Source organism: Blastomonas fulva, from assembly GCF_003431825.1.
Lineage (GTDB): Bacteria > Pseudomonadota > Alphaproteobacteria > Sphingomonadales > Sphingomonadaceae > Blastomonas > Blastomonas fulva.
In genome coordinates this window covers 2,767,274-2,792,870 of sequence record NZ_CP020083.1, presented here as the reverse complement: position 1 = coordinate 2,792,870, position 25,597 = coordinate 2,767,274, and the positions used below count along the sequence as shown (strand labels likewise).

The following is a 25,597-nucleotide window of genomic DNA, read 5'->3' as shown; positions in this document are numbered from 1 at the left end:
GGGACTACTCGATATAGCCGATGATGGTGCCAACCTCGTAGGTTTCGCCTTCCACGCCCACGATTCGCAAAATGCCCGACGCCGGAGCCTCGACTTCGTTGGCGGACTTGTCCGCTTCCAGCAGGTACAGGACGTCGCCCTCGGCCACTTCTTCTCCGTCACCGAACATCCATTCGGCGATCTGCCCCTCGTTCATCGAAAAGCCGATCTTGGGCAAAAGGATTTCGGTGGCCATGGCATGCATCTTTCAGTGTGTGCGGGAGGTTGCACCATACCTAGGCGGCAGGACACTGCGGGCAACGCTTTTTGGCGTCTCGCCGGTTCATATCGTTGAAGCGATGAGGCAGCGTCAGTAACCGCGGGTATCGGTCCAGTTTTCGACCTCGCCGGGCTTGTAGGTCTTGCCTGGAATTCTTCCCGATGCGGTCTTCAGGTCAAACCCCACGGCATCCGCGCCGCCTTCGATCGGCACGCCAAAGGACGACAGTGCCCAGCTGGTCATCACATAATGACCGATGGTGAACGTCAGGTCCATCATCTGCTTCTTGTCGAGCGTCTTGACCAGAATGGCCCAGGTCGCATCGCTGATGGTGTTGGTATCGATAAGGTCATCGACCGCCTGCAGAAGCGCCGTCTCTTCCTCGGTCCAGTTGCCGCTTGCGGGAAAGTCGCGGATCGCGGCGATATCCTCAAGCGACAGCCCGGCATTCATTCCATAGCCGACATGGTTGTGCCACTCATATTCGGACTTTACCCGCCAGCTTACGCGCAGGATGAGAAGCTCAAGCTGCCTGGTATTGAGGCTGTTGGCCATCAGGAAATGCTTGCCCCAGTTGTTGTAGACCTTGCCCAGCGCGGGATGGTTGCCCATCACCATCATGATATTGGTCTTGCTGCCCTCCTCCCAGGCATTGGGCTCGCCCCAGAAGGCGAAGACCTCGCGTGCATCGTCGGTCCATTCCTCGCGGGGGCAATGCGGGATGCGGGGGGTTATTTCGCTCATCGGATTTACCTCTCTGCCTTTCAATGCAAAGCCGCCGCAACTGGCTTGCCCGCGCTCCACCCGCCTGCCCTGTCAAAATCGCCCAGGCAGGCACGGCTTGCCAGCCATGCCAGCACGAAGCTGGGACCTCCGACAAGCAGCACGATCCGCATCGCCATGCCCAGCGCCTCCTGCCCATAAGCGGGCGTGAGCATGTCGCTCAGCCAGCCGACGAAGACCGGCCCAAGGCCAAGCCCGATGACGTTGATCGCAATCATCAGCAATGCCACCGCGACCGACCGGGAGTGAGCGGGTGCCAGACCGGCAATGACCGCCAGCAGCGGAGCAGCGGACATGCCTCCAATCAGCATGTTCAGCCCAAGTAGCGGGAAAACCAGATTCATCGGTGCAGACAGTGCCAGCCAGGCAATAACCATGGCCGCGGCCCCGCAGAGCATGCCCATCCAGATGTACCAGCGCAGGTCTCGCCGCCCGAGCCAGTCCGACAACGGACCGCCAACGGTATGACCGATCACCGATCCCAGAAACAGCGCGCCGCCCATCTGGATGCCCGCATCCTGGGCCGACATGCCGTGCGAGCGCTCGACGAACGCCGGGGCCCAGCTCACCAGGCCCATGGTGATGAGGGTATTGAGCGCCGAAGACAGCATGAGCAACGGCAGCGTCCGGATTGCCAACAGCTGTTTCACCGTCGCAACGAACGGCTGAACTTCAGCGTCTGCCTTTGAAACGTTGTCTGCAAGGCCGGGTCGCACGTCCCGCAGTGTGAACCAGACGATCGGCGCGAGGACGATACCAGGCAGGAATGCGTAGAACATCGCCTCGCGCCAGCCGTAATTGTGGGTCAGCCAGCCACCCACTGCGGGGCCCAGGAAATTGCCGAGCGATGCGCCGAGCAGGAAAATCGCCATCGCCGTCGCACGCTGGCGCAGCGGAAAATGATCGGCGATCCAGCTTTGCGAGGCCGGGGTATATCCCCCCTCGCCCAGCCCGATCAGCGCACGCCCCACGAGCAGCATCCAGAACCCCTTGGCAGCGCCGCAGATCAGCACCGCAATGCTCCACAACCCGGCGGACAACGCGATGATCTTGCGCTTCGACCAGCGATCGGCCAGCCGCGCCAGTGGCAGCACCGCGATGATATAGACGATCGCAATCGCCATATCCTTGGCGAGCCCGATTTCCGTATCGCTGAGCTTGAGCTCGGCCTTAATCGGCCCGACCATGACCGCCATCATGAAGCGCTCACCGACGACCGAAGCGGACACCAGGATCAGGACAAACATGAACCAGCTGCGATAGACCATGCCCGGCAACTTTTCGGACGTTGCGTCCGTCTGGTCCGGTGTGGAACTGATCCCCGTCATCTGCCTCTCCTGCACCGGATCGCTCACATTGGCGCGGTGTCGATGGTCGGGCGTATCAGAATTTGGGAGACGTTGGCGCGCCTTGGCAGCGAGAGGATGAAGATGATCGCTTCTGCGATGTCAGCCGCCTGCATCGCCCCCTGCTTGCTGACATGCTGCTGCATCATTGCTGCCCATTGCGGATCGGTCACGCTGGAGGCGATCTCGGTTTCGGTCGCCCCGGGCTCGACCACCGAAACGCGGATGTTGTCGCCGCCCAGTTCCTGGCGGATGGATTCGGTAAATCCGTTCACGCCATGCTTGCTGGTGGCATAGGATGCAAACACCCCAGCCGCCCGCCGACCTGCGGTCGAGCTGATGTTGATGATGTCACCGCCGCCTGCTGCCTGCAGATGCGGCACTGCGGCCTTGCAGGTATAGATGGTTCCCCACAGGTTGATGTCGATCACCTTGCGCCAGCCCTCGAGGTCAAGCGACTGGATGCCGCCCCCCTCGTTCACTCCTGCAGAATTCACGACGATGTCGAGCTTGCCAAACGCGCGCAAAGTCTGTTCGACCGCGTCGAAAGCTTCGCCCTCGACGCTGGCGTCGCTGCGGATTGCTACTGCGACGCCGCCTGCGGCAGAAATGGCGGCGACCACCCCATCCAGCCGCTCCTGCCGCCGGCCGGTGATGGCGACGCTGACCCCTGCTGCAGCGAGCGCCACCGCGGCAGCCTCGCCGATGCCCGTTCCCCCGCCTGTGATCAGAGCGACCTTTCCCGCCAACATCATCGACATGTCGTCGCGCCTTTCATCCGAAATCCGCCGCCACCTGTGGCAGGTCCACGGTCGTGCGAATGCCCGGCGCAGCGCAGCACACTGCTGCGATGGCATTGACCGCACGGTGGGCGGTGAATCCGGGCGTGATGCTGGGATAATCCTCCGGGCTCACCGGGAAGGTGATGTTCACCTCCATCGGCGTATCGCCCTCTATGCGGATGCGCCAGCCGGATTCGCGCAGGTTCCAGTCGGTATTCTCGATGGCACTGGAGGCGTACCAGTTGGCGCGAAAGCGGAGTCGGGGAACGCCTGAACAGCGCCCTTCGATGGTGATCCGCTGGGCGGCGATCGTTCCCGCCTTTACCGCGCCCGCCGCTATTTGCACATCGCGCGTCGCGGGGGAATATTCGCCGAACGCTTGCCAGTCGTCGATGGCGATGTTCAAGGCATCGGCAACTTGGGATAGCGAAGCTGCAAAATCGCGCTTCACATGATCGGCCCGGTGTTGATCGAACGCGCCCGGCACTGCACCGAACCCCATCACGTTGAACAGCAGATTGGGCGAATTGCGGCTGGTAAGGTCGGCAAATTCATCGATCGTCAGGCAATCGAGACGCCGCGACATCGAAACCAGCGGGATTGTCAGCGCCTCGGTGCTGAAGCCGGGGCTGGAACCGGTGCAATAGATAGAGGTCTGCCCGGTCCGGCACGCCTCTTCGATCCGTTCGCGGATCGCCGGGTCCATCGAGCGGGGATGGTGAAAGTCGCTGCGGGTGGTGACGACATTCTTGCCGCTGGCCAGCAACGCGCACAGCACATCGAAATCGGTTCCCTGCGGCATATAGAGCACACAATCGGCTGGGGTCGCGATGATCTGCGCGCTATCGCTGGTTGCGATGACGCCGGTATCGGGCAGCCCGCACAGTGATCCAGCATCGGCGCCCGCCTTGTCCGGCGAGTGCACCCAAAGCCCGGCGAGTTCCATAGCGGGGTGTTCGATCACACGCCTGAGCGCGCGGGTGCCGATATTGCCGGTCGCCCACTGGATGATACGGAGAGATTTTGCCTGGGTCATGTGTCAAGGTCCAAGATAATTGACGGCATCCTGCCGCGTGTCGGGCGAATCCTTCTGCCAGCGCACCGACCCGAACGGGCGTTCGAGCTGGCGGCGAACCTGTTTTACAAAGCCGGTGACAAGGTACGCATCAGCCCGTGTCTGCGCCCGCAGATCAGCCTGGGTGTACCGGTCGCGCGTGCGCAGAAAGTCGCCCCAGGTCGGGAACTGGAAGCGTTCGGTCCACAGCCTTTCATCGGCAATGTCGCGAGACAGCGACCAGTTGAAACCGCCGTTGCGCAGCCGCACCCGCTGCAGGTCCAGCATGCTGCGATAGAAAGCGCGGGCATCGTCTGGTTCCACCGCATAGTCGATGGCGATGACGATCGGGCCTGACCGCATAGTGATTTCCAGGCCAACCTCGGGGTCCGCCTGCATCTCGGCCATTTCCGAGGCAGCCGCGATATCCCGGGGCAGCGGAAACAGGATCATCAGCAACGGCAATGCCAACAGACCCCCGCCCGATGCCACCATCGCAAACTCGATCGACGTATGGCTTGCAATCACGCCCCACATCGCCGCGCCGATCGCGATCCCTCCGGTCAGTGCGGCGGAAAACAGAGAAAGCGCGCGCGCCGTGACCCAACGCGGTGCCCCCACCTGCACGGCGACATTGAACAAGGCGATGCTGAGGATGCTGGACCCGCCCGCAACGAACATTGCCAGGCACGTCAGCAGGAGCGAATGGCTGAACCCCACGACGATCAGGGCCGAACCCGAAACCAGCATCATCAGCCGTGTGGCGAGTTCCACGCCAAGCCAGCTGTTCAGACGGTTGACCAATAGGGCACCGGCCACGGCCCCCGCGCCGCTCGCTCCCAGCAGGATGCCGAACGTGCTGGCGTTGCCGTGCAGCAGGTCCTTGGCGATCAGTGGTGCAAGCGCCGATCCGGTCGCCCCCACCATCCCGAACAGGAACGCCCGCCACAGCACCTTGCGCATGATAGCGGAGTGAAACACGAACCGCGCGCCGGAGATGATGGCTCGGTCGATGCGCTCGGGCGGCAGCCGCGATGGCACGTGTTGACGGCGCCAAAGCGCCAGCGCGAGGAGGAGCGGCAAATACCCCACCGCGTTGACCGCGAACGCGGCATGCGCGCCCGCCACCAGCACGATGATGCCGCCCAGCGCAGGCCCGAAACTGCGGGCGACATTATAGCTGATTGATCCGAGCGCTATGGCCGCCGGAAGCTGCGCAGGGCCAACCTGTTCGCCGAGCGACGATTGCCAGGCCGGGCTGTAGATCGCAACGCCCGCACCGATCAGCACGCAAAAGCTGAGCAGAACCCACGGAGTCGCCAGCCCCAGCCACGCGAGACCAGTCAGAGCAGCAGCACCGGACGCCGATATTGCGAGGCCGGACATCGCGATCTTGCGTTTGTCGAACATGTCGGCAATCGCGCCTGCTGGCGCCGCAACCAGCATCAAGGGCAGCATCATGGCCGTCTGGACAAGAGCCACCATCCCTGGATCGCCCGTCTGGCGCGTCATCTCCCAGGCGGCACCGACCCCCAGGATCAGCTGACCGAAATTAGACAGCAGGCTTGCGCTCCAGATGCGCCGGAACACCGGTTCCTTCAGCGGCGCAAACATGCCCGGAGACATTGCTGTCGAACTGTCATCGCTGTGGCCCATTTGCTGAACCGTAGACACGTTTGCCAGAGCGCGAGGGTTTTTTGCAGGCGATAGGTGCGCTTATCGCCCGCGCGATTGGGGCTGTATGGCGTGCCCGCCAAGACCGTGCGATAGCCTTTGCAACACTGCAAAGAACTCTATTCGACCAGGAGGCCAGCCATGGCAGAAGCCTATATCATCGACGCCGTCCGCACCCCACGCAGCATCGGCAAGCTGGGCAAGGGCGCGCTTTCGACCCTGCATCCGCAGCACGTGGCGGCAACGGTGCTGAAGGCATTGAAGGATCGCAATACCCTCAACACCGCCGATGTCGATGACATCATCTGGGGCTGCTCGGCGCAGGCGGGCCTTCAGGGTGGCGACATGGGCCGCATGGCAGCGCTGGACGCGGGATATGACGTCCGGGCCAGCGGGGTCACGCTCGACCGGTTCTGCGGATCCGGCATCACCGCCACCAGCCTGGCCGCCGCGCAGGTGATGTCCGGCATGGAAGACCTTGTCATTGCAGGCGGCACGGAGATGATGAGCCAGGTTACGGATTTCGGCATGAAGATGCGCGAAGCCGGGCTATCTGCCGGAGGGATCGGCACCGGCAACGCCAGGCTGCAGGCAAAGCACCCCCAGTCGAACCAGGGGGTCTGCGCCGATGCGATCGCATCGATGGAGGGCATCGGCCGCGCCGATCTGGAAGCCTTTGGCGTTGAGAGCCAGCGTCGCGCCGCTGTCGCGATGGCCGAGGACCGCTTCGCCAAATCGACTGTGCCGGTCATTGCCGACGACGGCAGCGTCATCCTCGACCGCGAGGAATATCCCCGGCCCGACACCAGCGCGGAAGGGTTGGCCGCGATGAAACCCGCGTTCGCGATGATCGCCGACATGCCTTCGGCCAAGGACGGTCCCACGTTTCGCCAGCTGATCAACAGCAAGTATCCAGACCTTGAGATTGTGCCGGCGCACCATGTCGGTACGTCCTCGGGCGTGGTCGATGGCGCCGCTGCGATCCTGCTGGCCTCCGAATCCTATGTTCAAAAGAGCGGGCTGAAGCCGCGCGCGCGTATCGTTGCCACCGCCAATGTGGGCGATTGCCCAACCCTGATGCTAAACGCGCCTGTGCCCGCGGCCCGCAAGGTTCTGGAAAAAGCCGGGCTGAGCAGCAACGACATCGACGTGTGGGAAGTCAACGAGGCCTTCGCCGTCGTCGTCGAGAAGTTCATCCGCGACCTCGATCTCGATCGTTCGAAGGTGAACCCCAATGGCGGATCGATTGCGCTGGGCCACCCGATCGGCGCGACCGGTGCCATCCTGATCGGCACGGCGCTGGACGAGCTGGAACGCACCGGTGGCCGTTACGGGTTGATCACGATGTGCGCTGCCGGCGGAATGGCCCCCGCCATCATCATCGAACGGATATGAACCCGACCTAGCGCGGCGGCATGCGAATGCCGCCATCAAGCCGGATGCACTGGCCGTTGAAATAGGTATTGCGGATCAGCTCCATCGCCAGACTGCCGAATTCGTGCGGCTCACCCAGACGTTTGGGGAACGGCACCGATGATTCGAGGGCTGCAAAAATGGCCGGAGCCCGTTCTTTGACCATGAGCATCGGCGGGGTGGCAAATGTGCCGGGCATGATCGCGTTGACCCGGATGCCGACGTCCATCAGATCGCGCGCCATTGGCAGCACCATGGCGTTGACGGCACCCTTGCCCGATCCATACGTCACCTGTCCGATCTGGCCATCCTGCGCTGCGCAGCTTGAGGTAAGGATAATCGTGCCCCGTTCTCCATCGTCGTTGACCGGGTCTGCCGCCGCCATGCCAAGTGCGGCAATCGACGCCATGCGATAGCTGGCCACCGCGATCCCGAGCATCCCGCGTTCAAACCCATCGGTAGGCGCGCGCTTGTAGCGGCTATTTTCCTTGTCCCAGCTCACAGTCTTGCCGCCACCGGCGACCATCGCGCAATGCACAAGGGCCCGTTCCTGGCCATTGGCAGCGCGGGCCGCCTCGAACCCCGCCAGCACGCTATCTTCAGACATGATGTCGACCTTGCAGAACACCGCGCCCAGGTTCGTTGCGATCGCCTGGCCCGCCTCCTCGTTGAGGTCGAAAATGGAGACCTTTGCGCCAGCCTCGCGTAGCGCCCTTACCGTGGCGAGGCCAAGGCCGGAGGCTCCGCCGGTCACAATGGCCGAAAGCGTGGTGTCGATTTTCATGAAGCAGCCTTTCCCTAAACGCCCCCCACCATTGCCAGCGGCGGCCGCCACTGCAAGCGTCAACACCGCTCAACCCTATCGTCGCCGCGATGGTTTTCGGCAGCCGGTTTTCTCGCGTCCCTGCCGGGCTTAGAAGAATGCCAAAGGGGTATCCGATGACCAAGGTAATGCAGGGCGTTCGCGTTCTGGAAGTCGCGCAATTCACGTTCGTACCGGCAGCAGGCGGCATTCTGGCCGATTGGGGTGCGGATGTTATCAAGGTGGAGCATCCGGTTCGCGGCGACACCCAACGCGGATTCCTCAATATGGGAGGCGTCACGCTGGACCCCTTGCGCCACACGCTGGTCGAGCATCCCAACCGGGGCAAACGCAGCGTGGGGATCGATGTTTCAACGCCCGAGGGGCAACAGGTGCTGTACGAGCTCGCCAAGACTGCCGACGTATTCCTCACCAACTATCTGCCGCAGGTCCGACAGAAGAACAAATTCGATGTCGAACATATCCGGGCGATCAATCCCGACATCATCTATGCCCGCGGCAGCGCGCTGGGAGACAAGGGACCCGAGCGCGAGGTCGGCGGTTTCGACGGCACGTGCTTCTGGGCACGCAGCGGAATTGCCCATGCGATGACGCCCGAAGAAATGCCCGGACCTTTGGGCCAGGGCATCCCCGCTTTCGGCGATTCGATCGGCGGCATGTTCATTGCAGGCGGTATATCTTCAGCACTCTACCACCGCGAAAAGACCGGGGAGGCGGTGGAACTCGACGTATCGCTGCTGTCTACCGCATGGTGGGCATCAGGCGCAGTCATTGCACAGGGTATGGAAACGGGCATCCTCACCCGCAATGCCATGCCGCATTCGGGTGGCGGCGCCAAAAACCCGTTCATGGGCAATTATTGGACATCCGATGGGGGCACGATCAACCTATGCATTGTCAGCCCGACCGGACTGATCCGTGATACTTTCGAGCATATCGGCAGGCCCGATGCAGCGGACGATCCGCGCTTCAAGGATGTACCAAGTCTGATCGAAAACGCCGCAGCCGCGAGCGGCATTCTGGCGGGCGCCTTTGCAGCGCAGCCCTTTGCCTATTGGCGACAGCACCTCAAGACGATGCGGGGCCAGTGGGCTCCGGTGCAGAGCCTGATCGACCTCACGACCGACGAACAGGCCGTCGCAAACGACATGATCATCGAGGTGGAAGGCGCAGACGGCGGCGCGCCGCTTCGGCTGGTGCGAGGCCCGGTGCAGTTCAACCACGAACCCTTGGTCACGACCCGCGCACCGCAGGCATCCGAACACACCGAACTGGTCCTGATGGAGTTGGGCATGGAATGGGACCGGATTGAAGCGCTGAAGAACGCCGGCGCCATTGCCTGACACCGTGCCTTTGCTGGCCGACATGGTCCGGCAGGCACTGGCGCGCGATTGCGACCGACCCGCCATCGAGTTCGAGGGGCGTTGGACCAGTTGGGGCGAACTGGCTTACATGGCATCATCGGTCGAACAGCAGATTGAAGCGAGTGGTGTCGGTCCGAACGCGCCTGTAGCCTTTGTGCCGCGCAATCGGCCGTCGTCGATTGCCACACTGCTAGGTCTGCTGGCAGCCAAGCGGACTGTAAGGATGATCTATCCGTTCCAGTCAGCGGCTGTCATCGCCCAGCAGATCGCAAAGCTGGAACCGGCGGTCGCAATCCTTGACGAGGTTGATCTGGCCGCGCCAATCGGCACGATCCTGGCGACAGAGGGCATTGCCGGTATCGTGCTGGACCACGACGCCATTGGCCCGATCGAAGGGGCAGCGCGCGCACTGGGTATTGCCGCCCAGCGCACCGGGCCAGAAGCGCCATTGCTGGAAATTCTGACCAGCGGCACCACCGGTCCGCCCAAGCAGTTTCCGATCCGGCACCAGATGATTGCCGAAAGCCTGATCGGGGCACACGCGCTCACTGCAGAAGCGCAAAAGAGCGCAGCGGACCTGCCACCCTATCTGCTCTATTTTCCGCTCGGCAATATCTCCGGCATCTATTCGACCGTGCCGACGCTGGTTCGCGGGCAGCGGGCATGTCTGCTCGACCGGTTCAGCATCGATGCCTGGCACCAATATGTTGTGCGCCATCGCCCTGCCCACAGCGGCATTCCTCCGGCGAGCATGCAGGCGTTGCTGGACGCCGACATTCCGGTTGCGGACCTTGCATCGATCAAGGCCATGGGGGTCGGCGCGGCACCCCTTTCGCCGGACTTGCAGCGTGCGTTCGAGGATCACTATGGCATCCCGGTCCTGTTATCTTACGGAGCGACGGAGTTTGGTGGCCCGGTTTGTGCCTGGTCGCTGCCGCTCCACGCAAAATGGGGACGCAAGAAATTGGGCAGTGTCGGCCTGCCGCTGCCGGGGGCTCAGATTCGCATCGTCGATCCGGAGAGCGGGGCGGTGCTCGGGCCCAATAGCGGAGGCCGGGTCGAAGTGATATCGCCCCGCATCGGGTCAGGCTGGATCCAGACGTCCGACCTGGGGCGGATCGACGAAGACGGGTTCCTTTTCCTCCAGGGCCGGTCGGACAGCGCGATCATGCGCGGCGGATTCAAAATCCTCCCCGACGTGATCGAGAATGCCTTGCTACGCCACCCTGCGATTACCGAAGCAGCCGTGGTCCACCTGCCTGATCCTCGGCTGGGCCAGGCGCCCGCCGCTATGGTGGTTCCGTCACCTGGAACCTCGCCCCCAACGGTCGAATCGATGGAGGCACATCTGCGCAATCTGTTGCCGGCAACGCATGTGCCGGTGGCATGGCATATCGCAGACTGCCTTCCGCGCAACCCTTCAATGAAGATCGACCGCCCCGTCATCCGGCAGATTTTCAAGGACTTGGTCGCAAAACGGAACTAAAAAATTACACCTTCTCACTTTTATGTTGACTCGCCCTCAGCGTTAGCCAACAACTGTGTTCATTAGTGAGAGGAGAAAACAATGCGCTCGACAGAGTCAAACAAGGCAAAAATTGCCAACCGCGTCATCGAAGTTCTTGATTTTTTTGATGATAATCACACCGAGGCAACCGTGATGGACATCGTCCGGCGCTACAATCGGCCGCAGTCCAGCACCTCCGAACTGCTCTCAAGCCTTGTGAACCTGGGTCTGCTGTATAAGGATCCGGTCAGCCGCTCCTACTCACCGACGCCGCGTGCAGCCCTGCTGGGCTCGGTCGCACAGCCCGAATACATCCGCGACGGCCAGCTGATGGCCATGGTCGATCGGCTGGTGGCACAGACAGGCCTTGCCATTGCGGTGTTCGGCATGGTCGGCCTTAATGTGCAGATCTTCAGCTGGCGCGGTGGCAACTCCACGCTCGCCACGGCGCGCAGCCAGGGCTTTGGCAGCGGCATGCAGGAGCGCATGACGGATAGCGCTGCAGGCCTCCTGCTCCTCTCCACGATCATGCAGCCCCGCCGCGATGGCACCATCCGCCGCCTCAACGCCGAAGCGAGCGAAGACCGGAAATTCTCGTTCCCCGAGATGTCGGCCAAGGTCGAACAGGTACGCGCTGCCGGCTATGCCTGCGGGATGGCAGGGTTCGGATCGATTGCCGATACTTGCGCGGTACTTCTCCCCAACCAGGCGCCCAACCGTCCAATCGCTATCGGCTTCGTCTACGAGCCGTCGCATCAGATCGACCCCGAGACGCTGCACAGGTTACTGACCCAGGCGCTCGCACGCTGTGATGAGCAGTCACAACTTAGCGCATCGGTGCTGCCGATGTCCTCGGCGGCCTGAGTCAAAGCCCACACAATACACAAAACCCGGAGGTCGCCCCGAAACGGGAGCCGCTTCCGGGCTTGTTGTGTCCGAAGAGCCACTGAGACCTGCCTCTGGTAGGATATTGGGGTGAGATCACCATGACCACCGAGCCAGCCGGCTTCGTTCCGATTCCAAGCGAGTCTGTGGCATTCCTTGGAACACGCCCCATTCCGGCCAAGCCCTATTATGACCCGGCCTGGTTCGAACTCGAGCGGGAAGCTGTGTTCAGGCGCAGCTGGCTGCAGATCGGCCATGTCTGCGAACTGCCCGATGTAGGAAGCTTCGTCAGGCGGGAGCTCGAAGTACTCGGCGCATCACTGTTAGTCGTCCGCGGCAAGGACGGCACGCTCCGCGCCTTCCACAACGTGTGCACCCACCGGGGAACCCAGCTGGTGGAGGAAGTCCAAGGCAAGCGCGCAACCTTTTCATGCCCTTACCATATGTGGACCTTCGGAGGCGACGGAGCCCTGCTCTCGGCACCCGACTTTGATAGCTTCGGTCTCGACAAAAGGGACTGCGCGCTCAAGCAGGTCGCGCTAGACGTTTGCGCAGGGATGATCTTCGTCAACTTTGCCGCACAACCGCAAGACTTGCGGGAATGGCTCGGCGAGCTTGCCGATCAGATGGAAACTCTGCCGGTGGCAAGAGCGACGACGTTCAGCGAGTACAGCTATGACATCGCCGCCAACTGGAAGCTGACCTACGACAACTTTCAGGAGAACTACCACCTGCGCTTCATCCACCCGCGCAGCGGCCAGAGCGCGTTCTCTGCAGAAAACCCGTTCGGCTACCCCAAGGAATACGCCTTCCACGATCCGCACCGCACCCAGACGATCTGGACCAACCCCGATCCCAGGCCCGCACCGATGCTGGCCGACGCCTTTGCGCGGCTGGTCCCGCGCGCCATGGAGCAGGGGCTGCTGACAACGCCGCACCACCGCACATATTTTGCGCTTTTCCCCAGCTTCTTCATGCTCGGGACACCGCTGCAGAACTTCGTCCACGTGGTCTATCCCGTCACCGCCACCCAGTCGCGCGGCGTGATCCGGCTCTATTGGGTGGGCGATGACGCCAATGCCAGCGAGCGATTTGGGCGCGAGGCGATCATGGGCACCGCCCGCGATGTGCACTGCGAAGATGTCGCGGTGATCGAGGCGGGCCAAAGGGGGCTTTCCAGCGGAGCGTTGGAGCACATCCATTTTCAAACGCAGGAGGCGTTGTGTCGTCACCTGTTCAACATGGTCGAAGCTGCCGTGGTTGCCTATCAGGCGGAGCAGATCGCATGATGCTGCCTGCGGGATTTGCAGCGCTCGAACGCTTCGTTGCCGAATGGGCCGGGACGACGGCAGCCGAACGCGACCGGCTGCGCACGGTGCACGGCGCGCAGGCGCGGCAAGAATTCTATGAGGTGATGACGCCGCTTCTGGCGTCCGCGCTTGCCCTGCTCGATGCAACCCCGCTCGCCGAGCACGACGAGCGGCAGCGCACCTTGATGCTGCTGACGCTGAGCTATGCTCATGTCGCGCTGGCGGTCGAGGTGCAGGGTCCCGATGAAGCGAAGCACGCGATCAATCGCCAGCGACTTCCGATTTCGCGCGCACCTGCAGACGCCTGACGGATGCCCGCACGACCAGCGAGACCCTGTTGCCCTCTCAGGGGCCGACCCGCATCACCATGATCTTGTTGCCATCCCGATCGCGGAAATAGGCAGCATAAAAGCCATTGGGACCATCGGGCCCGCGCACTCCCGGAGGGCCTTCACAGGTACCTCCCAGCGCAATCGCTTCGGCATGTACCGCATCGACGATGTCTCTGCTGGGTGCCGAAAAGCCGACCTGCGACCCGTTGCCCACGCTGGCTTCGCCCGCGAATGGAAGACCGATCAGGAACATGCCGCCGTCTGCCCCTTTATAGGCGACAAGCTCGTCGCGCTCCATCACTCGCCGCGCGCCGAGCAGCGCCGCAATGACATCATAGAATTCTGTGGCCCGCGCCAGATCGCGGGTTCCGTAACGCGCAACGCTCAGCATCCTGTGTTCTCCCTGTTGGCCGGGCGCTACCGGCGTGTTTGCGGGGCAAGCGCCCGCGTCATCGTTTCCACTGCCTGGCGGCGGGGCATGGCCCGCAATGCCAGAAAAGCCGCCTCCAGTTCCGGCGGGACGAGCACCGGTCCGGCGCCCAGATTCGCAAGCGCAAATCGCGCGATATCGTCTGGCTCGGCCGCAGGAATGCCGCTGTCCTGGCCATATTCGGACCGCTCAAGCGCGGGTGTGCGGGTCCGCCCGATCATCAGCGCGGCCACATCGATCCCCAACGGGTGCAACTCTGCCCAAAGCCCTTCGGCAAAGGTCAGAGTATAGGCCTTCACCGCGCTGTACACCGCGAGCTGCATGCAGCCAGCATTTGCGCCCATCGACCCCAGCAGGATGATGCCGCCCCTGCCCTGCGCGGCCATCGACTGCCCAAAATGCCTGGCCAGCAGAGTCTGCCCAATGGTGTTGAGGCGAATCAACCGCATGATCTCGTCCGGGCTCTGGTCGATGACCAGTTGCGGGCCCGAGGCGGCACCAGCATTGTAGACCAGCAGACCAACATCAATGTCGGAGGTCGAGGCGGCCACCTTGTCGGCCATGTCGTCCGCTGCAAGGTCGATCACTGCGGTCCTCACGTGCACGGTGTGGGCGGCTGTTATCTCGGCAGAGACTCCCGCCAGCGTGGCGGCATTGCGCGCAATCAACAGCAGATTGATTCCCGCATCGGCAAGCTGATGCGCGAACGCCGCGCCGACCCCCTCTGACCCCCCGGCAATAACTGCCCAAGGACCATAACGCTGCGCCAGATCGGTCACGCCGGACCACCAAGCCGAGCCCACATCTCATCAGTCATCCAGCAATATTCCAGATAATGCCCGCAGAAGCTGCGTCCATCGAGGTAGAGAAACTTCAGCTGATCGCCTTCATTGGCGCGTTCCAGCACAACGGGCAGGTCCTGCTGCGACACCGCCGCGCGAAACGGCTCCCATTCGGGCACGCGCATGCAAACATGGTGAAAATGGAGCAGGCCGCCGTTGTCGGCAAAGTTGGCATAGAGCCCGCTGTCATCGGCCACCACCTGAATCAGCTCATATTGCAGATCGCCAGTCCAGATGAACGCCAGCCGTGTTGCAACCCGCTTCATTCCCGCGGGCGTCCAGAGCATCTGTTCGACATCGAAGGGGCGCACATCAGCGATGTCCGCCCGCTGCCCGAAAGCGGCGATCGCGGCGTCGATATCGTCGCAGATATAGGCATTCTGATAGTGATGGCCGGTCATCATAAGCGGGGCCTTTCATGGGTGAGCGCCACCATCTAGCAGGGCCGGATTGTGCGTGTCCTCCCCGCCTGCGCATTGATCGCCAAAGCGATTGGGTCCGGGCTGGAAAGCCAACGGCTCCTCGGCCATGGTCGCCCGCGAAACGAGGAGACAGCTTATGGGCAACGGCCTGTTTGATTGCACCGGAAAGGTGACGCTGGTGACCGGCGGCAATGGCGGTATCGGCCTGGGGTTTGCGACCGGCATCGCACGGATGGGCGGAGACGTGGCGATCTGGGCACGCAACGCCGAGAAGAATGCCGCGGCCAGGCAGGTGTTGCTGGATGCAGGCGCCCGGCGGGTGGAAACCTACATCGTCGATGTCTCGTCAGAAGAGGCGATCCTTGCTGGCTACGACCAGTTGATGGCCGATTTCGAGCGGATCGACTGCGTGTTTGCCAATTCGGGGGCATCGCCGCGCTACAATTCGATCTTCGACATGCCGACCGACCACTGGCACGATTTTCAGAAGACCGCGCTCGATGGCGCATTCTTCACTTTGCGCGAAGGCGCACGGCACATGAAGGCGCGGGCAGAAGCGGGCGAGCCGGGCGGAAGCCTGGTGGCATGCGGCAGCCTTTCGATGTTCCAGGGGCTGGCGGGCAAGGCCGAATATGCCGCATCCAAAAGCGCTGTTGCCGCCGTGATCCGGTGTCTGGCAGCCGAACTGGGCGCATTTGGCATCCGCGCCAACGTCGTCGCGCCGGGCCTGATCATCACCCCGATGATGGGGCCTGCCGATGGCCCTGCCGTGCAGTATCTCAACGGCCATTATGCGCCGATCACCCCGATGAAACGGACGGGCGCTGTCGCCGATTTCGAAGGCATCGGCGCTTTCCTGTGTTCGGATGCATCATCTTTCATTTCCGGTGAGACCATCAAGGTCGACGGCGGCTACATGATCCGGGGATAAGGACAGACCGATGGGACGCCTGCTCACAATTCACGCCGTTAACGATGTTCGTGTGGATGAATACCAACGACCCGAGCCCGGTCCGAACGATGTGGTCATCAAGATGAAGGCGTGCGGGATCTGCGGCAGCGACCTGAGCTATATCAAGGTTGGCGGGATGAGCCAGAACGCCGATGGCACGACCGCGTTGGGACATGAAGGTGCAGGCGAAGTGATGTTCGTCGGCAGCGCGGTCAATGATATTGCGCTGGGTCAGCCGGTTATCGTCAATCCCATGAACACGCCCAGCTTCATTGGCAGCGGCGGACCGGAGGGCGCGTTTACGGAGGAGTTGCTGGTTCGCGAGGCACGGCTTGGTGATTCCATCCTGCCGATCCCTGCGGGCATTCCCTATGACATCGCTGCGATGTGCGAGCCGCTGGCCGTGGCCCTGCACGGGGTCAATCGCGCCGAAGCGCAGGCAGGCACAAGGCTCGTCATCTTTGGCTGCGGGCCGATCGGGCTTGGCATGGTGATGTGGGCGGTCGACCGGGGCTGCGACGTCATCGCGCTCGATCTGGCAGAAGAAAGGCTGGAGCGCGCACGCAGACTGGGGGCAAGGACCATCAACCCTGCACGCGAGGATGCCGTCGAGCGGATCAAGGACCTTCACGGGCGCGAAATGTACTTCGGTCGTGAACGTGCTTCCACCGACGCATATATCGACGCGGCGGGAGGCCCTGCGATCCTATCTCAGGTGGTGTCGATGGCTAAGAAGCATGCCCGGCATGTGATCACGGCGGCCTATATGAAGCCGATCGAGCTTCCCGCAGGCCCGATGCTGACCAGCGAGATGACGATCACCAGCGCAGTAGGCTATCCTAGCGAGTTTCCCGATGTGGTGGCCGCCATGCCGCGGCTGAAACAGCAGATCCGCTCGATCATCAGCCACCATCTGCCGTTCGAGCGGATCATGGAAGGGCTGGAGATCGCCGCCACGCCGCAGTCGGCCAAGGTGATGATCGAGTTCGGAGACAGCGCGCCATGAAGGACAATGCAAAGCCAGCGCTCGCAGGCCTGGTACGGGCTGGCGACAGCCAGGCAGAGGCGATCCCGGTCACCGACTTCGTCTGGCAGGTAAACGACATCTCTAACCTGTATCTGGTCAACACCGCCGACGGCGACGTGATGGTCAACACAGGCTTCATGGACAATGCCGAGCGCAACCTGAGCCTGATATCCCCGAAACGCAGCGGGCCGCTGCGGCACATCATCCTGACCCAGAGCCATGCCGATCATTTCGGCGGCGTGCCCGATTTCCGCGAGGCGGAGACTGTCGTCATCGGCGGGCCGGGTTTCACCGAGGCATGGGGCGACATGAAGCGGCTGCAGCCGTTCTTCGGGCCGCGCAGCCGCAAGCTGTGGGGCAGCACGCTCAAGCGCGGCGGCACTCCCAAACCCGCCCCCAACGTGTTCCCCGACCTGATGGTCGACCGGCACCATGCCTTCAAACAGGGCGGCCGTAGATTCGAACTGATCCACGCGCCCGAGGGCGAGACAGTCGACAACCTGATCGTATGGCTGCCGGACGAAAGGATTGCGTTCACCGGTAACCTGGTGGGTCCGGTATGGCTGTCGATGCCGTTTTTCTGCACGCTGCGGGGGGACAAGCCACGGCTGGTGTGGAACACGTTGAAGAGCCTTGAAAAGCTGAAGGCGCTCGATGCCGAGATCATCATCACCGGGCATGGCGAGCCGATCCGAGGCGCTAGAAAAATTCGTGCCGATATCGACAGGATGATCGGCGCCATCACCTATATCCGCGACTATACGCTCGACGGGATGAATGCGGGCCGCACGGTTCACGAGCTTATGCGCGATGTGAAACTGCCCGAGAACCTGACCATCGGAGAATTCCACGGTAAGGTGAGCTGGTCAGTCAAGACCATCTGGGAAGAATATTCGGGCTGGTTCCATTACGAGGATGGCACCACGGAGCTGTATCATGTGCCGCGTTCGGCGGTGAACGACGATCTGGTGATGCTGGCCGGCGGTCCTTCAGCTCTCGCGCATCAGGCAAGCGTTCATGTTATTGCAGGGCGACCGCTGGAAGCGATCCATCTTCTGGATATCGCGCTGGATGTCGAGCCAGCGCATGGTGAATCGCTCGGCGTCAAGAAGCAGGCGCTCACGGCGCTGCTGGACGCAAGCGGATCACGCAACCTGTCCGAGACGATGTGGCTGAAGTCCGAGATAGCGGCGGTCGATCAATTGCTGACGGCGGATTGATCGACCTGACTTTGCCTCTCGGCCTGTCAGGCAGAGACAGCGCGCAGGCAGAATTCCCACAAATCCCCGGCAAGACGGCTTCGATCTTCCAGATCCGGCATCTGATGCTCTTCGGCAATCAACTGGCTGTGCACGGTTGTGGACACAAGATTGTAGACGAGGTGCGCCAGCCTCTCGCCATTCGCGCTGCGAACCTGGCCTGATTGCATTCCGGCCTGCAATTGCGTGGCGATCAGCTCGACCAAGGGGGCGATGGCCCGTTGCAATTCCGCAGGCCGCGCCTCCGCAAGCCGCAGGTGCTCGCGGCTAAGCGCAGCGGCTCGGTAGTTTGGCGCATCATCGCCATCCGCGTCGCGCCGCCCATGCCCCAACACGATCCCGACGACGATCAGACGGAGGCGCTCGACTGGGCATTCGACCGGAGCAATTAGCTCGGCAAACCGTGCCGCCGCGTCAGAAAGCGTATGCTGGAACACGGCCAGCACAAGGTCATCCTTCGTGGCGAACCGGTCATAAAAGGCGCGCCGGGCAAGGCCCGTTTCGGCAAGCACCGAACGGATCGTCAACCCTTCCAGCCCGTCGCGCGCCAACAGGTCATACGCAGCCCGGACGATCCTCGCCCGTCGCTCAGCCATCGATAACGCCCCAGCGATGCAACATGAACTCCCGCAGACATTGCCCTTCCATTCTGTCGTTACCGCGATATACCAAGGCTGTCGAGAACGTTGTTCTCAGTCCCCGCGTTGCAGCCTGCAAGGAGCGCTTATGCCAGCCGTTACCTATGTCGAGTTCGATGGCGCCGCACATGCCATTGATTTGGCCCTGGGCGAAAATGTGATGCGCGGCGCGCTTCATAACGATCTTCCCGGGATCGTCGGCGAATGCGGGGGCGGATTGGCCTGCGCCACCTGCCATTGCTATGTCGATGATGCCTGGACCGAAAGGGTCGGTGGACCGGCGTCGCGCGAGGAGAGCGAAATGCTCGAATCCACCGCTGCACCGATCAAGCCGAGCAGCCGCCTTTCCTGCCAGATCGTCATGTCGGCAGAATTGGATGGCCTCATCGTCCACTTGCCCGAAGCCCAGTACTAAAACGCGACCAGGAGAAAGAGCATGCGCATCGACCCTGCAAATCCGGTCGCGCCGACCAACATCGTCCGCCGCTTCGGCATGGACCAGGTGCCCGATCACGTCCCGCCCGAACTGGTTCGCCAGGCAGGGCTAATCTACAGCCCCGAATTTCTGGCGGATCCGTACACGTTCTTTCCGGCGATGCACGAAAGGTTCCCGCCGATCTTCTACGATGTTGGCCCGTTCGGCAACGCCTGGGTTCTTACCAAGCATGAAGATGCGTTGTTCGCGCTGCGCCACGCCGAATATTTCTCGAACGAGGATGCTACGCCGTTTCCGCGTGATCCCAACAACTACTTCTACTTCATCCCCATCGAGATCGATCCGCCGGAACACCGCAAATATCGCAACATCGTCGATCCTGTGGTCAGCCCGCAGGGCGTGCTCAAGCTGGAAGGACGTATCCGCGCGCTGGCCAACGAGTTGATCGATGACGTGATCGACAAGGGTGAGTGCGAGTTCGACGAGGTGTTCGGTCGGCCTCTGCCGGTCCTCGTATTCCTGGACCTGATGGGGCTGCCACGCGACATGTGCGACACCTTTGTCAGTTGGGCGATGGCGCTGCTGCACTCCAACGATCGGCAGATCATGGGCGATACGCTCAAGACAATCGGCGACTATCTGACAACTGCAATCGCCGAGAAGGAAGCCAATCCTGATGACGGGCTGGTGAGCCGCATCGTGCATGCCGAGTTCGACGGCAAACGCATATCCGACAAGGAGGCGCTCGGCTTCGTGACGTTCCTTTTCATCGCAGGGCTGGACACCGTTTTTGCGACACTCAACAATATCTGGCTGTGGCTGGCCCGCAATCCGGAACGCCGGCAGGAGATCATCGACAATCCCGACAACATCAACGCACAGGTCGAAGAGCTGCTGCGCGTGTTCTCGGTCACCTTTTCCGGCAGGACGGTTGCCCAGGATGTTGAGGTCCGCGGGGTCCAGATGAAGAAGGGCGACAAGGTCACCAGCATCCTTCCGGCCTGCAATTATGACCCGGACGTGTTCCCCAACCCCACCGTGGTGGATTTCAACCGGCCCAAGAAGATCATCCTTGCCTTCACAGTGGGTATCCACAGCTGCATGGGGGCGCATCTGGCCAGGCTGGAAATCAAGATCGCGCTGCAGGAATGGCTCAAGCGCATTCCCGACTTCAAGGTCAGGCCGGGTGCCGAGACGGTGTACCGCCCCGGCGGGGTGATCGGCCCTGAATCGGTGCCATTGGTCTGGTAATCATGCGCGGCGCGGGGCTGGCGATCAGTCCCGCGCCAGCAACAGCGCAGCCGCCATCGGCCCACCACCCGATGTCGCCACCGCAAGTGTCGGATCGCCCTTGATCTGCCGAGCCCCACCATCGCCGCGCAGCTGCACGACCGATTCATAGGCATAGCCAAAGCCGTGCAACCGGCCCCAGCCAAGCTGTCCGCCGCCAGTGTTCATCGGCAACTCGCCATCCAGCGCGATCCGAGTTCCGCCTTCGATGAACCTGTGCCCTTCGCCTACCCCGCAGACGCCAAGCCCTTCCAGCCAGGTGATCGGCTGGAACGAGAAGCCGTCGTAGAGCTGGACCGTGTCGAGATCATCAACGGTATAGTCGGTGTTTTTCCACAGGTCGCGCCCGGTGGGATAGGCGGCCGCCCATTCGGCCTGGTCCCAGCTGTAACGATCCACCGACCCTGCCGACGCTGCGATCCGGATCGGCGTGGATGTGACCTCGTCCAGCGCGTCTCCCGCCGAGACGATCACCACCGTCGATGCATCGGTGAAGCGGTCGCAATCATACAGGCAGAACGGCGTCGAGATCATCCGCGCGTCGAGATACTTTTCAATCGTCAGCGGCTCTTTCACCATCGCGCGCGGATTGAGCGCGGCATTGCGATGGTCGTTGATCGCGACCTGCGCCAGCTGCTCGCGGGTCATGCCGTACTGCTTCATGTGCCGCATCGCGAACTGCGCGGTCCAGCAGGCCGCCGAGAACGCGCCAAAGGGCGATACCCATTGCGAGTTGCCCGTCACATCCTTGCGGCGTTCCAGCGGCGGGAACTGCTCCGGCCGTGCCATCGCAGCCGCTTCGTACACCGTCCGGAAGCACAGGACGTGCCGGGCATTGCCTGACCGCACGGCCGCTGCTGCATCTGCAATCGCGCCAAGCTGCGCAGTCGCCTCGGCCGCACCAGAGTGCCAGCGCGTCTTCAACCCGCAGGTTTCGATCACATCGTCGACGCCAATGGGGGAAAAGCCCAGGAATGTCTGCATCTTGCCGGGATAGGTCGAAACCCCGTCGATCTGGTCCAGCGTCAGGCCGGCGTCCGAAACCGCCTCGCGGATCGCATCCATGGTCAGCCCCAGCGGCGAGCGCGCCAGACGCACACCGACCTCGGACATGCCGATGCCAGTGATATATGCTTCACGCGCCATGGTCATTCCACCTTCTCGAACAACGGGTACCATATGCCGTCCTGTTCCTCGAAAACGACCCTCACCCGGTCGCCAATGTCGACGCTGTCGACCGGGCAGTTGACGATGTTGGTGGTGAGACACACATCTGGCGCATCGTCCAGCCTGACCCGGGCAATCACAAAGGGCACTTCCATATCGGCGGCCCATTTCTGGTGATTGACAGTATAGGTGTCGATGACCCCTGCCCCTGACACGGCATGGGGCCCGACGTTGTCTGACTGGCAGTGGCGGCAGAACTCTCGCGGGGGATGGGTGAATCCGCCGCAATCGGCGCATTTATGAATGTTCAGCAGCCCTTCCGCCCCGCCGGTCCAGAATGCCGTGTTGTCGCCATCAAGCCTGATGCGCGAGCGTTGCCATGTCATATGCCTCGTCCTTTGAACCCTGCATCCTTGCATAGCGCACACAGGCCGCAAGCCAAGGCAAGGCCGGCCTTATCGCCGCGACGATTTGGGAGCCATGCGGTTGATTGGCAGACCCCGTCCTGCGAAAGCTGCAAGGCAACAGCACATTTGATGCAAGGAACACGAGATGAACGATCTTCTGGGCTATCGGGGCAAACGGGTGATCGTCAGCGGATGCTATTCCGGCATGGGTGAGGCGACCGCGAAGCTGCTGCTCGATCTGGGTGCGGATGTCCACGGCCTCGACTACAAGCCGTGCGCGCTTCCCTTGGCATCGTTTCAGCAGATAGACCTGCGCGATCCGGCGAGCATAGAGGCGGGCGTGGCCGCTATTGGCGGCAAGATTGATGCCTTGTTCAATTGCGCAGGCCTGCCCGGTGGCGGTGCGTTTCCGGCTATGGACACCTTCGCGGTCAACTTTGCCGGCACCCGCCATCTGACCGAATGCGTGATCCCTGCAATGGGCGAAGGCGGCGCCATCGTCAGCATCGCTTCCACTGGCGGGCTGGGCTGGTCGAGGCGCATTCCGGTGCACATGGAACTCATGCAGACCAGCGGTTTTGATGGCGCGATCGCCTGGGCCGAGGCGCACAGCGAGCATGTAGCCGAAGGCTACGCCTTCTCGAAGGAGGCGGTGATCGTGTGGACACAGTTCATGTGCGCCCGGCTGATCAAGAAAGGCATCCGCATCAACTGCACCCTGCCATCCCCAACCCAGACCCCGATGATGGAGACCTTCCATGCGACATCGGGCAAGGAGGTGGTCGATGCCGCGGCCGAGCCGCTGGGCCGTTATTCCACCGCGAAGGAGCAGGCGCAGGGCGTTGCACTTTTGAACAGCGGCATGGCCGGCATTATCACTGGCGTTGTGTTGCCGGTCGATGGCGGATTCATGGGATCGCTCGCCACTGGGCAAATCGACATTTCGAAAATGATGAGCAGGGCCAAGCCCGCAGCCTGACGTTACGCCTGAGGAACACCCGATGAATTTCGACCTGACCGACGACCAGGAGATGATGCGCGACATGTTCGCGCGGTTCCTCGATGAAAACAGCAGCATGGCCCGGGTACGCGCCGCTGCTCCGGGCGGGTTCGACCCGGATCTGTGGCGCGGTCTGGCGGAACAGGGCGCACTGTCCATTCGTGTTCCCGAAGACGCCGGTGGCCTTGGCCTCGGCCTGTTCGATGCAACCCTTCTGATGACAGAGGCGGGCCGCACTCTGGTTTCCGGGCCGCTGGCAGAAGCGCTGGTTGCAGCCCGGCTGCTGGCGCAATCGGGGGCGCAGCCTGACCTTCTGGAACGCGTTCTGGCAGGCGACGCGGTGGTGACAATTGCCTTGCACGACATCGCGACAACCCCGCAGCAATGGGTGGCAGGCGCCAGCATCGCCGAGGCCGTGATCGCCCGCCGTGGTGCGGATGTCGTGCTCGTCACACTCGCCGCTGCCGATCAAAAGGCCGAACGCAACCTGGCCGATACGCCGATAGCGCACATCGACTTTACCGGGCGTGAGGGTGCGCCGCTCGCGATTGCATCAGCCGACTTCGACGCCGGCGTGGAAGAATGGAAACTGCTGATTTCAGCGGGGCTTGCAGGGCTTTCGAAGGAGTCGCTGAGGCTCGCATCGGCCTATGCTGGCGAGCGCAAGCAGTTCGGCCAGTTCATCGGCCAGTTCCAGGGCATCTCGCACCCGCTCGCTGATCTGGTGTGCGAGGCCGATGGCGGCACGATGCTGGTGTGGAAGGCTATCCTCAATATCGCAGATGGCAGTAAAGAGGCAGGTGCTGCCGTCTCGATCGCAGCGTGGTGGAACGCAATCGCCGCGGCGCGCTGCGTTGCCCAGGCGCTGCACACCTTCGGCGGCTACGGTCTCACCACCGAATACGACATCCACCTGTTCAATCTGCGTGCCAAGGCCTGGCCCCTTGTCTATGGGGACCCGGCGCTGCTGCTCGACGAGGCCGGACGGCGGCTGTATGCCGGTGAAACCGCTTCGCTCCCCCCCGCCGGCGACTGCCCGATCGAGTTTGATCTGGGCGAGGATGCCGCGCAGATGACCCGCGAGATCGATGCGTTCTTCACGAGCCAGGTCAGCGACGAGGAACGATCACACTTCCACTACAGCTGGGAGGGCTTTGTCCCCACGGTCCACAAGAAGCTGGCTGATGCAGGTCTGCTGTTCCCCGGTCTACCGGGCGATCTGCGTGGCAAGAAGCTGTCGCATTATGCGCAGATGGCCGCGATGGATGCGTTCGAGCATCACGGTTACAACAACCCTGCTGCCAACGTGACGCAGATGGTGGCGTTGATCATCCATCGCTTCGGGTCGGACGAACTCAAGGCAGACGTGCTGCCCAGGCTGATGCAGGGCGAGGCCATCTGCAGCCTGGGATATTCGGAACCGGGTTCAGGATCCGACGTGTTCGCGGCGCAATGCAAAGCGACACCCGAAGGAAAGGGATGGCGGATCGACGGCACCAAAATGTTCACATCCGGCGCGAACCTGTCATCCTATGTGCTGATGCTGTGCCGCACCAACACCGAAGTGGCCAAGCATGCCGGGCTCACGATGTTCATCGTGCCGCTGAAAGCCGAGGGCGTGACGGTTCAGCCCGTTTACACCTTCCAGGATGAACGCACGAACATCACCTTCTACGACAATGTCCGCATCCCCGACAGCTGGCGGCTGGGGGAGGTCGATGGCGGCGTCAAGACGATGAGCGCCAGCCTGGAGCTCGAACACGGCGGCGGCTTCGGCAAGTACATGCGCAAGATGCTGGACGCAGGCGTCGCTGCGTGCCGCCAGATCAGCCGGAATGGCAAGCCGCTGATCGAGCAGCAGCAGGCCCAAGCGCGGCTTGCCCGAACCGCCGCGCATCTGTGGTTGGCCGAGCTCATAACGTTCCGCGCGCAATGGGTGATCGCGGAGAAGAAGGCCAACCTCGCTTATGGCCCGATGGCCAAGATGTTCTCGTCCGAGAAGTTTCTGACCGATGCACGCGACCTGCTGGACCTGACTGCACCCGATTCGCTATCGCTGCGGCCCGGGCCGACAGCCGAGCTCAATCTGTTCTATCGCCATGCGCAAGGAGCGACCATCTATGGCGGGACCAGCGAAGTGCATCGATCGATGATCGCCGAGCGGAACCTGGGACTGCCCCGCACGCGGGCTTGAG

General features: G+C 62.4%; 26 protein-coding genes. 13 read left to right on the top strand and 13 right to left on the bottom strand.

What is annotated here, in order from left to right; genetic code table 11:
* Positions 1–4: 4 nt before the first annotated feature.
* From B5J99_RS13280 to B5J99_RS13255, 6 genes are all read right to left on the bottom strand, one after another.
* Positions 5–235 carry a biotin/lipoyl-containing protein gene (locus tag B5J99_RS13280; RefSeq protein WP_117352651.1) on the bottom strand — a complete coding sequence of 77 codons (231 nt, stop codon included), beginning with the start codon at positions 233–235 and terminating at the stop codon, positions 5–7.
* Between the two features lie 114 nt (positions 236–349).
* Complete coding sequence (locus B5J99_RS13275) at positions 350–1,003, bottom strand: carboxymuconolactone decarboxylase family protein (RefSeq protein WP_069049874.1); 654 nt, start codon at positions 1,001–1,003, stop codon at positions 350–352.
* A 20-nt stretch (positions 1,004–1,023) separates the two neighbouring features.
* On the bottom strand, positions 1,024–2,370 hold the full coding sequence (locus tag B5J99_RS13270) for a spinster family MFS transporter (protein ID WP_117353507.1): 1,347 nt from the start codon (positions 2,368–2,370) through the stop codon (positions 1,024–1,026).
* Positions 2,371–2,393: 23 nt separating this feature from the next.
* Complete coding sequence (locus B5J99_RS13265) at positions 2,394–3,149, bottom strand: SDR family oxidoreductase (protein WP_117352650.1); 756 nt, start codon at positions 3,147–3,149, stop codon at positions 2,394–2,396.
* A gap of 13 nt (positions 3,150–3,162) precedes the next feature.
* Positions 3,163–4,206, bottom strand: coding sequence for an NAD(P)H-dependent amine dehydrogenase family protein (locus B5J99_RS13260; protein ID WP_069049872.1), 1,044 nt, complete (start codon positions 4,204–4,206; stop codon positions 3,163–3,165).
* 3 nt (positions 4,207–4,209) lie between these two features.
* Complete coding sequence (locus tag B5J99_RS13255) at positions 4,210–5,838, bottom strand: MFS transporter (protein WP_245991625.1); 1,629 nt, start codon at positions 5,836–5,838, stop codon at positions 4,210–4,212.
* Between the two features lie 201 nt (positions 5,839–6,039).
* Here B5J99_RS13255 and B5J99_RS13250 point away from each other — a divergent pair, with 201 nt between their 5' ends.
* Positions 6,040–7,293 (top strand): acetyl-CoA C-acetyltransferase, encoded by a 1,254-nt coding sequence (locus B5J99_RS13250; RefSeq protein ID WP_117352648.1) that lies wholly within the window; start codon positions 6,040–6,042, stop codon positions 7,291–7,293.
* A gap of 7 nt (positions 7,294–7,300) precedes the next feature.
* Here B5J99_RS13250 and B5J99_RS13245 read toward each other — a convergent pair whose 3' ends face one another.
* Complete coding sequence (locus B5J99_RS13245; protein ID WP_117352647.1) at positions 7,301–8,095, bottom strand: SDR family oxidoreductase; 795 nt, start codon at positions 8,093–8,095, stop codon at positions 7,301–7,303.
* A gap of 155 nt (positions 8,096–8,250) precedes the next feature.
* On the opposite strand from B5J99_RS13245, the gene B5J99_RS13240 reads away from it, so the two are divergent.
* From B5J99_RS13240 to B5J99_RS13220, 5 genes are all read left to right on the top strand, one after another.
* On the top strand, positions 8,251–9,477 hold the full coding sequence (locus B5J99_RS13240) for a CaiB/BaiF CoA transferase family protein (RefSeq protein ID WP_117352646.1): 1,227 nt from the start codon (positions 8,251–8,253) through the stop codon (positions 9,475–9,477).
* A complete protein-coding gene (locus B5J99_RS13235; RefSeq protein WP_245991624.1) occupies positions 9,470–10,984 on the top strand; it encodes a class I adenylate-forming enzyme family protein in 1,515 nt (504 codons plus the stop codon). The genes B5J99_RS13240 and B5J99_RS13235 overlap by 8 nt, the downstream gene beginning before the upstream one ends.
* Before the next feature lie 81 nt (positions 10,985–11,065).
* Entirely contained in the window at positions 11,066–11,869 is an 804-nt protein-coding gene (locus B5J99_RS13230) for a helix-turn-helix domain-containing protein (protein ID WP_069049867.1), read from the top strand.
* 167 nt (positions 11,870–12,036) lie between these two features.
* On the top strand, positions 12,037–13,179 hold the full coding sequence (locus tag B5J99_RS13225) for an aromatic ring-hydroxylating oxygenase subunit alpha (RefSeq protein WP_245991623.1): 1,143 nt from the start codon (positions 12,037–12,039) through the stop codon (positions 13,177–13,179).
* Positions 13,176–13,508, top strand: coding sequence for a hypothetical protein (locus B5J99_RS13220; protein WP_117352644.1), 333 nt, complete (start codon positions 13,176–13,178; stop codon positions 13,506–13,508). Before B5J99_RS13225 ends, B5J99_RS13220 begins: the two co-directional genes overlap by 4 nt.
* 37 nt (positions 13,509–13,545) lie before the next feature.
* On the opposite strand, the gene B5J99_RS13215 is transcribed toward B5J99_RS13220, so the two are convergent.
* The 3 genes from B5J99_RS13215 to B5J99_RS13205 are packed head-to-tail and all read right to left on the bottom strand — an operon-like array spanning position 13,546 to position 15,208.
* Positions 13,546–13,923: a VOC family protein gene (locus B5J99_RS13215; protein WP_117352643.1), complete on the bottom strand. Its 378-nt coding sequence runs from the start codon at positions 13,921–13,923 to the stop codon at positions 13,546–13,548.
* Positions 13,924–13,949: 26 nt separating this feature from the next.
* A complete protein-coding gene (locus B5J99_RS13210; RefSeq protein WP_162892597.1) occupies positions 13,950–14,741 on the bottom strand; it encodes an SDR family NAD(P)-dependent oxidoreductase in 792 nt (263 codons plus the stop codon).
* Complete coding sequence (locus tag B5J99_RS13205; RefSeq protein ID WP_117352641.1) at positions 14,738–15,208, bottom strand: VOC family protein; 471 nt, start codon at positions 15,206–15,208, stop codon at positions 14,738–14,740. Before B5J99_RS13205 ends, B5J99_RS13210 begins: the two co-directional genes overlap by 4 nt.
* 154 nt (positions 15,209–15,362) lie before the next feature.
* Here B5J99_RS13205 and B5J99_RS13200 point away from each other — a divergent pair, with 154 nt between their 5' ends.
* Genes B5J99_RS13200 through B5J99_RS13190 form a run of 3 tightly spaced genes read left to right on the top strand, consistent with a single transcriptional unit; the run spans position 15,363 to position 18,425 of the window.
* Positions 15,363–16,157: an SDR family NAD(P)-dependent oxidoreductase gene (locus tag B5J99_RS13200; RefSeq protein WP_069049861.1), complete on the top strand. Its 795-nt coding sequence runs from the start codon at positions 15,363–15,365 to the stop codon at positions 16,155–16,157.
* Positions 16,158–16,167: 10 nt separating this feature from the next.
* A complete protein-coding gene (locus tag B5J99_RS13195; RefSeq protein ID WP_117352640.1) occupies positions 16,168–17,184 on the top strand; it encodes a zinc-dependent alcohol dehydrogenase in 1,017 nt (338 codons plus the stop codon).
* On the top strand, positions 17,181–18,425 hold the full coding sequence (locus tag B5J99_RS13190) for an MBL fold metallo-hydrolase (protein ID WP_117352639.1): 1,245 nt from the start codon (positions 17,181–17,183) through the stop codon (positions 18,423–18,425). The genes B5J99_RS13195 and B5J99_RS13190 overlap by 4 nt, the downstream gene beginning before the upstream one ends.
* A 26-nt stretch (positions 18,426–18,451) precedes the next feature.
* Here the strand turns inward: B5J99_RS13190 and B5J99_RS13185 are convergent, their stop codons facing one another.
* Positions 18,452–19,060, bottom strand: coding sequence for a TetR/AcrR family transcriptional regulator (locus B5J99_RS13185; protein ID WP_069049858.1), 609 nt, complete (start codon positions 19,058–19,060; stop codon positions 18,452–18,454).
* Between the two features lie 130 nt (positions 19,061–19,190).
* Here B5J99_RS13185 and B5J99_RS13180 point away from each other — a divergent pair, with 130 nt between their 5' ends.
* On the top strand, positions 19,191–19,517 hold the full coding sequence (locus tag B5J99_RS13180) for a 2Fe-2S iron-sulfur cluster-binding protein (RefSeq protein WP_117352638.1): 327 nt from the start codon (positions 19,191–19,193) through the stop codon (positions 19,515–19,517).
* A gap of 21 nt (positions 19,518–19,538) precedes the next feature.
* On the top strand, positions 19,539–20,789 hold the full coding sequence (locus tag B5J99_RS13175) for a cytochrome P450 (RefSeq protein ID WP_117352637.1): 1,251 nt from the start codon (positions 19,539–19,541) through the stop codon (positions 20,787–20,789).
* A 24-nt stretch (positions 20,790–20,813) separates the two neighbouring features.
* On the opposite strand, the gene B5J99_RS13170 is transcribed toward B5J99_RS13175, so the two are convergent.
* Complete coding sequence (locus B5J99_RS13170; RefSeq protein WP_083231312.1) at positions 20,814–21,980, bottom strand: thiolase family protein; 1,167 nt, start codon at positions 21,978–21,980, stop codon at positions 20,814–20,816.
* Entirely contained in the window at positions 21,977–22,381 is a 405-nt protein-coding gene (locus B5J99_RS13165; RefSeq protein ID WP_117352636.1) for a Zn-ribbon domain-containing OB-fold protein, read from the bottom strand. Before B5J99_RS13165 ends, B5J99_RS13170 begins: the two co-directional genes overlap by 4 nt.
* A gap of 166 nt (positions 22,382–22,547) precedes the next feature.
* Here B5J99_RS13165 and B5J99_RS13160 point away from each other — a divergent pair, with 166 nt between their 5' ends.
* Together B5J99_RS13160 and B5J99_RS13155 are read left to right on the top strand one after the other, a co-directional pair.
* Positions 22,548–23,381: a coniferyl-alcohol dehydrogenase gene (locus B5J99_RS13160; RefSeq protein WP_117352635.1), complete on the top strand. Its 834-nt coding sequence runs from the start codon at positions 22,548–22,550 to the stop codon at positions 23,379–23,381.
* 22 nt (positions 23,382–23,403) lie between these two features.
* Complete coding sequence (locus tag B5J99_RS13155) at positions 23,404–25,596, top strand: acyl-CoA dehydrogenase family protein (RefSeq protein ID WP_117352634.1); 2,193 nt, start codon at positions 23,404–23,406, stop codon at positions 25,594–25,596.
* Position 25,597: the final 1 nt, after the last annotated feature.

Coding starts and splice junctions, on each gene's coding strand:
- B5J99_RS13280 (WP_117352651.1), bottom strand. CDS start 235: ATGGCCACCGAAATCCTTTTGCCCAAGATCGGCTTTTCGATGAACGAG.
- B5J99_RS13275 (WP_069049874.1), bottom strand. CDS start 1,003: ATGAGCGAAATAACCCCCCGCATCCCGCATTGCCCCCGCGAGGAATGG.
- B5J99_RS13270 (WP_117353507.1), bottom strand. CDS start 2,370: ATGACGGGGATCAGTTCCACACCGGACCAGACGGACGCAACGTCCGAA.
- B5J99_RS13265 (WP_117352650.1), bottom strand. CDS start 3,149: ATGTCGATGATGTTGGCGGGAAAGGTCGCTCTGATCACAGGCGGGGGA.
- B5J99_RS13260 (WP_069049872.1), bottom strand. CDS start 4,206: ATGACCCAGGCAAAATCTCTCCGTATCATCCAGTGGGCGACCGGCAAT.
- B5J99_RS13255 (WP_245991625.1), bottom strand. CDS start 5,838: ATGTTTGCGCCGCTGAAGGAACCGGTGTTCCGGCGCATCTGGAGCGCA.
- B5J99_RS13250 (WP_117352648.1), top strand. CDS start 6,040: ATGGCAGAAGCCTATATCATCGACGCCGTCCGCACCCCACGCAGCATC.
- B5J99_RS13245 (WP_117352647.1), bottom strand. CDS start 8,095: ATGAAAATCGACACCACGCTTTCGGCCATTGTGACCGGCGGAGCCTCC.
- B5J99_RS13240 (WP_117352646.1), top strand. CDS start 8,251: ATGACCAAGGTAATGCAGGGCGTTCGCGTTCTGGAAGTCGCGCAATTC.
- B5J99_RS13230 (WP_069049867.1), top strand. CDS start 11,066: ATGCGCTCGACAGAGTCAAACAAGGCAAAAATTGCCAACCGCGTCATC.
- B5J99_RS13220 (WP_117352644.1), top strand. CDS start 13,176: ATGATGCTGCCTGCGGGATTTGCAGCGCTCGAACGCTTCGTTGCCGAA.
- B5J99_RS13215 (WP_117352643.1), bottom strand. CDS start 13,923: ATGCTGAGCGTTGCGCGTTACGGAACCCGCGATCTGGCGCGGGCCACA.
- B5J99_RS13205 (WP_117352641.1), bottom strand. CDS start 15,208: ATGATGACCGGCCATCACTATCAGAATGCCTATATCTGCGACGATATC.
- B5J99_RS13200 (WP_069049861.1), top strand. CDS start 15,363: ATGGGCAACGGCCTGTTTGATTGCACCGGAAAGGTGACGCTGGTGACC.
- B5J99_RS13195 (WP_117352640.1), top strand. CDS start 16,168: ATGGGACGCCTGCTCACAATTCACGCCGTTAACGATGTTCGTGTGGAT.
- B5J99_RS13190 (WP_117352639.1), top strand. CDS start 17,181: ATGAAGGACAATGCAAAGCCAGCGCTCGCAGGCCTGGTACGGGCTGGC.
- B5J99_RS13185 (WP_069049858.1), bottom strand. CDS start 19,060: ATGGCTGAGCGACGGGCGAGGATCGTCCGGGCTGCGTATGACCTGTTG.
- B5J99_RS13180 (WP_117352638.1), top strand. CDS start 19,191: ATGCCAGCCGTTACCTATGTCGAGTTCGATGGCGCCGCACATGCCATT.
- B5J99_RS13175 (WP_117352637.1), top strand. CDS start 19,539: ATGCGCATCGACCCTGCAAATCCGGTCGCGCCGACCAACATCGTCCGC.
- B5J99_RS13170 (WP_083231312.1), bottom strand. CDS start 21,980: ATGACCATGGCGCGTGAAGCATATATCACTGGCATCGGCATGTCCGAG.
- B5J99_RS13165 (WP_117352636.1), bottom strand. CDS start 22,381: ATGACATGGCAACGCTCGCGCATCAGGCTTGATGGCGACAACACGGCA.
- B5J99_RS13160 (WP_117352635.1), top strand. CDS start 22,548: ATGAACGATCTTCTGGGCTATCGGGGCAAACGGGTGATCGTCAGCGGA.
- B5J99_RS13155 (WP_117352634.1), top strand. CDS start 23,404: ATGAATTTCGACCTGACCGACGACCAGGAGATGATGCGCGACATGTTC.